Annotated in this window: 7 protein-coding genes; 4 read left to right on the top strand and 3 right to left on the bottom strand. The window is 69.8% G+C overall.

Going from position 1 to position 7210, the window contains the following annotated elements; translation table 11 throughout:
• Positions 1–294: 294 nt before the first annotated feature.
• Positions 295–468 carry a hypothetical protein gene (locus B0F77_RS48475; RefSeq protein ID WP_158103019.1) on the top strand — a complete coding sequence of 58 codons (174 nt, stop codon included), beginning with the start codon at positions 295–297 and terminating at the stop codon, positions 466–468.
• Positions 469–571: 103 nt separating this feature from the next.
• Positions 572–1753, top strand: coding sequence for a helix-turn-helix domain-containing protein (locus tag B0F77_RS45870; protein ID WP_086669322.1), 1182 nt, complete (start codon positions 572–574; stop codon positions 1751–1753).
• Here B0F77_RS45870 and B0F77_RS45875 read toward each other — a convergent pair.
• Positions 1744–4605, bottom strand: coding sequence for an AfsR/SARP family transcriptional regulator (locus B0F77_RS45875; RefSeq protein WP_245849522.1), 2862 nt, complete (start codon positions 4603–4605; stop codon positions 1744–1746). The genes B0F77_RS45870 and B0F77_RS45875 overlap by 10 nt on opposite strands.
• Positions 4606–4778: 173 nt before the next feature.
• Between B0F77_RS45875 and B0F77_RS45880 the strand changes: the two genes are divergently transcribed.
• Positions 4779–5351 carry a vWA domain-containing protein gene (locus B0F77_RS45880; protein WP_086669319.1) on the top strand — a complete coding sequence of 191 codons (573 nt, stop codon included), beginning with the start codon at positions 4779–4781 and terminating at the stop codon, positions 5349–5351.
• Positions 5352–5440: 89 nt separating this feature from the next.
• A complete protein-coding gene (locus B0F77_RS45885) occupies positions 5441–6376 on the top strand; it encodes a hypothetical protein (RefSeq protein WP_143467287.1) in 936 nt (311 codons plus the stop codon).
• Here the strand turns inward: B0F77_RS45885 and B0F77_RS45890 are convergent.
• Entirely contained in the window at positions 6371–6772 is a 402-nt protein-coding gene (locus B0F77_RS45890) for a PPOX class F420-dependent oxidoreductase (RefSeq protein WP_086669321.1), read from the bottom strand. The two genes, B0F77_RS45885 and B0F77_RS45890, sit on opposite strands and share 6 nt — an antisense overlap.
• Before the next feature lie 36 nt (positions 6773–6808).
• Positions 6809–7210 (bottom strand): hypothetical protein (locus B0F77_RS48480; protein ID WP_158103020.1); only part of this gene is annotated, 402 nt, incomplete at its 5' end.

Here is a 7210-nt window from a genome sequence, read left to right on the forward strand (position 1 = left end):
CGACCACCTCGTCGACCACGGCGCGCTGGTCCTCGGCGAACGACACGGCGATGTCGTAGGTCGCGGATTCGATCACTCCTACCTCCTCGTGCAGGTCCGGCCGGCGGCCGGGTGCGCGCAGCATCCACGGCGGGTGTTGACCAGAAGTGGATGAGGAGTGGACGCGTTGACCACCTCGGTGGGCAACGGGAAACACCTGTTTTCGCGGTTTTTGGAGATGAATCCTCGAAGTAGCCCGCCGCTGTGGCGGGCGAAATCCCGGAATCAATCGCGATTTCCTTCGGAGGATTCGTCATGTCCAAAATCGTGTCCACTTTCATCGCCGGCGCCACCACGCTCGTGACCGCGCTCGCCGTCGCCGCCGCTGTTTCCGGTGGCGGCACGGCCAACGCGGACGAGAACCCGCCGCCCACCACCACGACCACCACGGAGACGCAGAACGGCGGCGGCAACCCGTGGTACGGGTGAGTTAGTTGCCAATTCGCCCTGGCCATTTTTTGTCATGGCCAGGGCGATTGCCCTGAACAGAAACGGATGATGTACTCGGCGTATGCCGGAGCGGGAGGCAGTCGTGGCCGGAACTTTTGGTGAGTTGTTGCGCGAACAGCGCGTCGCCGCGGGGATGTCGATGGGTCAGCTGGCGAAGCTGATTCATTACAGCAAGGGTTATCTCAGCAAGATCGAGAACGACGTCAAACCGCCGACGCCGACGGTCGCCCGGCTGTGCGACGGCGTGCTGAACGTCGGTGGCCGGCTGATCGAGGCCGCGCTGCACGACGCCCCCGCGCTCGGCCGCCGTCAGGTGCTGGTGGCCGGCACGATGCTCGGCGTCGGCGCGCTCACGGGCAGCAGGCGGCCGGTGCCGGACGAACAGGTGATCGCGGGGATGCGCGCCTCGTTCGAGAACCTGCGGGGACTGGGGCTGCACACCAGTCCGATGGTGCTCATCGAACCGCTGAAAGCCTTGCAGCACACCGTGCACGGCATGGCGCGCGAGAACACCGGGCCGATCGGGACGAACCTGCTCAGGCTCGCCGCGCGCATCGCCGAGTACACCGGCTGGATGAGCCAGGAGGCCGGCGACGAGCAGGGCGCGCTGTGGTGGACCAGGCAGGCGTCCGAACTGTCGCGCGCGGCGTCCGATCCGGACATCGCGAGCTACTCCTTCGTGCGCGAGGCGGGGATCGCGTTCTACCGGCAGGACGCCCAGAGCACGATCAGCCTCGCCCAGCAGGCGCAGTGGATCGGCAGCGCCGGGGCACGCGTCCTCGCGCTGGCCGCACGGCGGGAGGCGCAGGGGCACGCGCTGGCCGGAAACCGTTATGCCACCGAGAGCACGTTCGACCGGGCCGCGCGGCTGATGGACGCCGCACCGCCCGACAGCCCGTACTCGGCGCTCGGCCCCAGCGCGCCCGATCCGCTGGAACTGGCCAGGGGCTGGGCGTTGAGCGACCTCGGCCTCAACGCCGAAGCCGCGATCGTGCTGGACCGGCAGCTCGCCCTGGTGCCCGCGACGTCGCGTCGCACCAGGGCCCGCTTCGGCACCAGGCGATCACTCGCCCACGCGTTGTCCGGCGACGTCGAGCAGAGCTGCCGGACGCTCGCCGGGACGATCGACGACGCGGCGCACGTCGACTCGGCGACCATCCGGACCGATCTGCGGCAGCTGGCCAGAACCCTGGGCCGGTGGCACAACCACAGCGCGGTCCGGGAGGTTTACCCCGGCCTGAAACGACTTCTGGCTCACCGCTGACCGCACGCGCACCTCAACGCCGCGCGCTCGGCCCGCACCTCCTCGGCCTCTGGCTGGTCGAACTCGGCGTACACGGCCTCGGCCGCGTCCCAGTGCGGCACGGCGGCGGCGTGCCTGCCGAGCGCGTGCATCGTCCGTGCCACACCGATTTCGCCGGTGGCCTGGTGCGAGCGGTTGCCCGTGCCGGCGGCCGCGTCCGACAACGTCTGGTACAGGCGCAGCGCCCCCGCCAGGTCGCCGCCGTCACGTGCCGTCAACGCCCTGTCCCGCAACAACCGGGCCCGCAGGTCGGTGTCGGCCACGTCGGCCGCGGCAGCGGTGGCCAGCTCGTGGTGGTGCAGTGCCGCACCGAGCCGGCCCGCGAGCCGGTGGGCGTCGGCGATGTTGGTCAACGCGTAGGCGGCCACGCAGTGGTCGCCGAGCTCGACCGCGATCTCGTACGCCTCCAGGTGGTCGGGGATGGCCTCCTCCAGCATCCCGAGGTGCTGGCGGTTCGCGCCGCGGTTGTTCAACGCGTGCGCCAGCCCCTGCAGGTGACCGATCTCCCGCAAGATCCGCACGGCGTCCGTCTGCTGCCGCAGCGCCACCTCGTACTCGCGGTGCTGTTCGTTGAGGTAACCGAGCATGCTCAGCGCGTGCGCCTGGCCGCGGAGGTCGCCGCACAGCTCGTACTTCGTCAGCGCGGCCTCGAAATGCCGCATCGCCTCGTCGTGGATGCCGAGTGGCATGGCGGCGAGGGCGAGCGCACACGACGTGTCCGCCTCGCCCGCCAGGTCGCCGAGCCGGGACCACTTCGGCAGTGCCTGGCCGGCCAGGTCGAGGGCCTCGGAGTGCCGCCCGAGCCGGTTGTTCGCGAAGGACAGGCGCAGCAGCACGTGTGCCTGGCCGTAGTCATCGTCCGCACGCACGGACTCCACGGCCTCGATCCAGTCCTCGAACCTGTTCGCGGTGTTGAAGTACCGCCAGATCAGGGCGGCCAACTGCCACGCGTGGTCGGTGCCCGCCTGCCGGATCGCGGCCATCACGTTGTCGCGCTCGGCGGTGATCCACGCCAGCGCCTTGTCCTCGTGGGTGAACGACAGGCCGTGCGGGCTCGTGCGGTCCACCGACGGCTGGACGGTGCGGTCGAACGGATACGCGACGCTCACCGCGTTGGTCAGCGTCACGAGGTAGAAGTCCAGCAGGCGCGCCAAAGCGTCCGCGGGCGGTGGTTCCTGAGCTGCGAACTCCTTGACGGAGTCGAGCATCTGGTAGCGGTCCGGGGAGACCTCCTCCAGCAGGCAAACCTCGTGCAGGTCGTCGAGCAGCTTGCGGGTGTCGGCGACGTCACGGCCGATCAACGCCGCCGCGCCGACGAGATCGACATCGGGTCCGGGGAGGTGGCCGAACAACCGGAAGACCTGCTGCAGCTGGTCGTTCAGCTGGAGGAAGGACGCGTGCACGGCGGCGGCTTCCCGCAACGGTCCCTGTTCGTTCAACACGCCGAGGAGGTTGTCCAGCGACCACCGGTCGTGCCGGCGCAGCAACGCCGCCGCGACCGTGATCTCCACCGGCAGGTACCCGCACCGCTTCACCAGCCCCGCGACGTCCGCCGCCCTGCCACGCACGCGGAACGGGTCGGTCAGCGCCCGGAACAGGTCGGAGGCGTCGGACGGCGGTAGCGGTGCCAGCCGCACGTGCTCGCTGATATCCGGATCGCCCATCTTCCTGCTGGTCACGACGGCGAAGCAGTCCGACGTCTCGGGCAACAGCGGCCGGATCTGCTCCGGTGAGAGCGCGTTGTCCAGCACCACCAGGGTTTTCGTGCCGTAGAGCTGGGACTGGTAGACCGTCGCCTTGCGGCTGACCGTGTCCGGGATCTGCTCGGCCGGTACGCCCAACTCGGTCAGCAACTGGGTCAGCGCGTCCGACACCGACATCGGCGCCACACCGGGCGTGAACCCGTTGAGCCGCACGAGGAGCTGGCCGTCCGGGAACCGTTGGCGCAACCGGTGCGCCGCCTCGACGGCCAGGCCGGTCTTCCCGACGCCGGGCGCGCCGCTGATCCACACCGCGCGCCGTTCGCCGGTGCCCGCCGCGGCGACCTCGATCGCCTCCAGCTCGCTCGACCGCCCGGTGAACCCACCAGGACGGGACGGCAGCGAACTGACCGGCTCACCGTGCTCGGCGCGGGCCGCGAGCTTGCGCAGCACCGATCCCGGCTCGTACCCGGCTTCCGCGAGGGCGATGCAGGCGCTCTGGTAGACCCGGATGGCGCCCACGCCGTCACGACCCGCGATCAGTGCGCGCATCAGCAGCTCGGCGTACTTCTGCCGGGCGGGATCGATCATCAGGGCGCGGCGCATGCGGTCGCGCGCGGAGCGGTGATCACCGATGAGGAGTTCCAGCTCGGCGAGGTCACCGAGTGCGTCGGTGTAGCTCTCGGCCGGCGAGATCACCGACGCGCCGCCGACCCGGTCGATGTCGATGTCGTCGAGGAATCTGCCGCGCCACAACGCGACCGCCTCCCGCAACAACTCGACGGCCCTGCGCTGGTCGTTGTCCTGCACGGCCTGCGCGGCTTCCTGGCACAGCCGGTGGAAACGCACGGTGTCGATCTGGTCCTCGTCGACGCGCAGCACGTACCCGGTCGGCGTGGTCTCGATTTCCACGTCGGTCGGCTCGAACGCCTTGCGCAGCTTGTTGATGTAGCCGCGCACCAGGTTCCGGCGGTCCGGGTTGTCGGGCCACACCGTTTCGGTGAGCCGTTCGGGTGACACGGGTTTGTTCGCGTGTAAGAGAAGGACGACGAGGATGAAGCGTTGCTGCTGGTCGCCCAAGGACACGCAGGTGTTCCCGTGCCAAGATTCCAATGGACCCAGCATACGAAATTCCACGCAGCCCTCCCGGTGCCCGAGCCTCCATCTGGGAGGAATGTCGCGCAAGGGCCCGTTGGCGTGTCAGCGAATCAGCTTTTTGTCCACGTTTGATCAACGCGATCCGGTAACGGTTCCCCGTGTCACGCTTGGTGGTGAAGGGGAGACGGATGGTGCCCGATGTGTTGCCCTGCTACGTCGTGTGCGACGTGTCGTTCTCGATGACCGACCACCTCGACGAGGTGAACGCCGGCCTGCGCGAGTTCCGCGGTGTCGTGCACGCCGACCGCCGTGCGACCGCCCAGATCCGGCTCTGCGTGGTGGTTTTCGCGGAACGGCCGCTGGTCGTGCAGCCTCTCCTGCCCGCCCTCGATCACGCCGAACCGATTCGCCCCCGCCAGGAATCGGGCTCCGACTTCGGTTCCGCGTTCACCCTCCTGCACGCCACCATCGAACGTGACGTGGAATGCCTGAAGGCACAGCGAATCCGGGTGCGCCGCCCGATGCTGTTCTTCATCTCCGACGGCAGGGCGACCGATCCGAACTGGCCACGGACGCTGACGCGGCTCCGCGCCACCGCGTCGTGCCCGGAGATGATCGCGTTCGGTCTCGGGGTCGTCGACCAACCGGCGCTGGACCGCATCGGCACCTCGCGCGTCTTCCTCGGCCGCGACGGCGTCCGGCTGGGCATCGCGCTGGCCTCCTCGGTCGCGCGGACGGTGCTGCGACCGGAGCACGTCTGACCGATCCACGGCGTGTCCACTTCTCGTCCACACGCCCGCCGCAACCTGCCTTCGCCGCACGTGAGCGCGCAAGGGGAGGGAGAGCGGAGATGACGACGCACGCGATATTGGTCCGTGAGCTGAAGACGCTGCGCAAGGGACGGGGTGTGCACGCCGGGCGGATCGTGGAGAGGGTGGGCACGGCCCTGGCCGCCGCGTGCGGGATCACCAGGGCCGACGGACCGGCCGCCGTCCGGCAGAAGCTCGTCTCCCGGCTGACCGAGCTGATCGAACAACTCCCGGAGGACCTCCACCTCGCGACGCGGGCGGCGTTCGGTCTCGTCCCCGACGTCCGGCACCCCCTCTACCAGGAGCGGGTCAACTGGGTGGCGGCCGTGATCGACCGCGATTCCCGCACCGTCCGCCGCCGCGTCGACGAGGCCGTCGACCAGCTGGCCGAACTCGCCGCGACGACGACCCCGCGTGACGCCGCCGGCTGGCACACCGCGGAGCTGAGCGTCGCCGTGGTGCTCGACCAGGGACAGCCCGAGGTGCTGGAGCGCTACCAGGTCGTCGTCGACGGGGACGGAGTCGACAAGCTGGAGTTCACCTCGGTGTTCCCGGTGCGCCGGCGGGACGTGGACGTCCACCTGCTCTACGGCGGCACCTTGCAGGACCGCGGCGGCCTTGACCGGCCCGGCTTCACGCTGCTGCCGGCCGAACCGCTGACGCGCGGCGACACCCACGACTTCGCGATCCGATACCGGCTGTCCAACCGCGACGTGATGCACCCGTGCGTTCTGCACGTGCCCGAACGGCCGTGCGAGGTGTTCGACCTGCGCGTGCGGTTCGAACACGACCGCAAACGGCTCGTGCGGACGTTCGACGGCGTGCTGCAGCGGTCCGACGCCGAACCGGGCGGGACCCAGCACGCGGTGGACCGGGCAGGGGAGATCCACCTGCGGTTCCGGCGGCTGCTGCCGGGGCTGCTCTACGGCGTGCGGTGGGGCGGGTCGGCGATGTGCTCGGCGCGGCGGGCCTCATGACCGGCGGGGTTCGTACCACCTCTCGCCGGCCGGTTCGCCCGCCATGTTCCACGCCCAGGCCCGCGTCGGCGTGATCCGGCTGTAGATCCCGGGGCCGACCAGACCGACGCGTTCGATCGGGTCGTCCGCGATGCCGTAGACGCGGACGGCCCGCGCGATGAAGGGGTTCAGCGACACCAGGTCGTCGACCACCAGCGACACCTCGCGGCGGCCGGCGGTGATGTTGCGGAACTTGCGGGTGCGCAGGACCTGCGAGCCCACGCCGCCCACCCAGAAGTGCGTGCCGTCGTACTCGAAGGCCAGTGGGACGACGTCCGGCTGGCCGTCCTTGTTGATGGTCGCGAGGCGGGCCAGTGGCTGTTCGCGCAGGTAGGCGATCTCCTGTTCGGTGAACATGCCTCTTATACGACCAGGCCGGGCCGTTTTCGACTACTAGGGCGACCATCCCGGCGGCGGGTACTGCGACGGCAGGGCGCGGTGGCGGGAGCGGCGCACCAGGAACACGATCAGGAAGGTCAGGCCAGCCAGGCACAGCAGCAACACGACCGCGCCCACGATCAGCCAGGTCACGATGGTCCGGCCCACGTCCCCGGCGGCCTTCTCGCTCACGCCGCGTTCGCCGAACGTGGCGCGCAGGTCGTCCTCGCTGTAGACCTCGTGGGACTCGTTCAGCGTGATGGACACCTGGTCGAGGCGCTGCGGGTAGGTCTCCCAGACGAGCCTGGCGATCTCGTCGGTGGAGTGCGTCGGGTCCGAGCCCGCGGCCCTGACCTCCAGGCGATCGGTGCCGTTGACCGAGCCGTGGTCGGTCGCGACGCCGGTGTAGCCGGCGTC

Source organism: Lentzea kentuckyensis (genome assembly GCF_002150765.1).
GTDB classification, from domain to species: domain Bacteria; phylum Actinomycetota; class Actinomycetes; order Mycobacteriales; family Pseudonocardiaceae; genus Lentzea; species Lentzea kentuckyensis.

Excerpts from the sequence above, each read along its gene's own strand:
- B0F77_RS45880 (WP_086669319.1), top strand. The coding sequence starts at position 4,779 with ATGGTGCCCGATGTGTTGCCCTGCTACGTCGTGTGCGACGTGTCGTTC.
- B0F77_RS48475 (WP_158103019.1), top strand. The coding sequence starts at position 295 with ATGTCCAAAATCGTGTCCACTTTCATCGCCGGCGCCACCACGCTCGTG.
- B0F77_RS45890 (WP_086669321.1), bottom strand. The coding sequence starts at position 6,772 with ATGTTCACCGAACAGGAGATCGCCTACCTGCGCGAACAGCCACTGGCC.
- B0F77_RS45885 (WP_143467287.1), top strand. The coding sequence starts at position 5,441 with ATGACGACGCACGCGATATTGGTCCGTGAGCTGAAGACGCTGCGCAAG.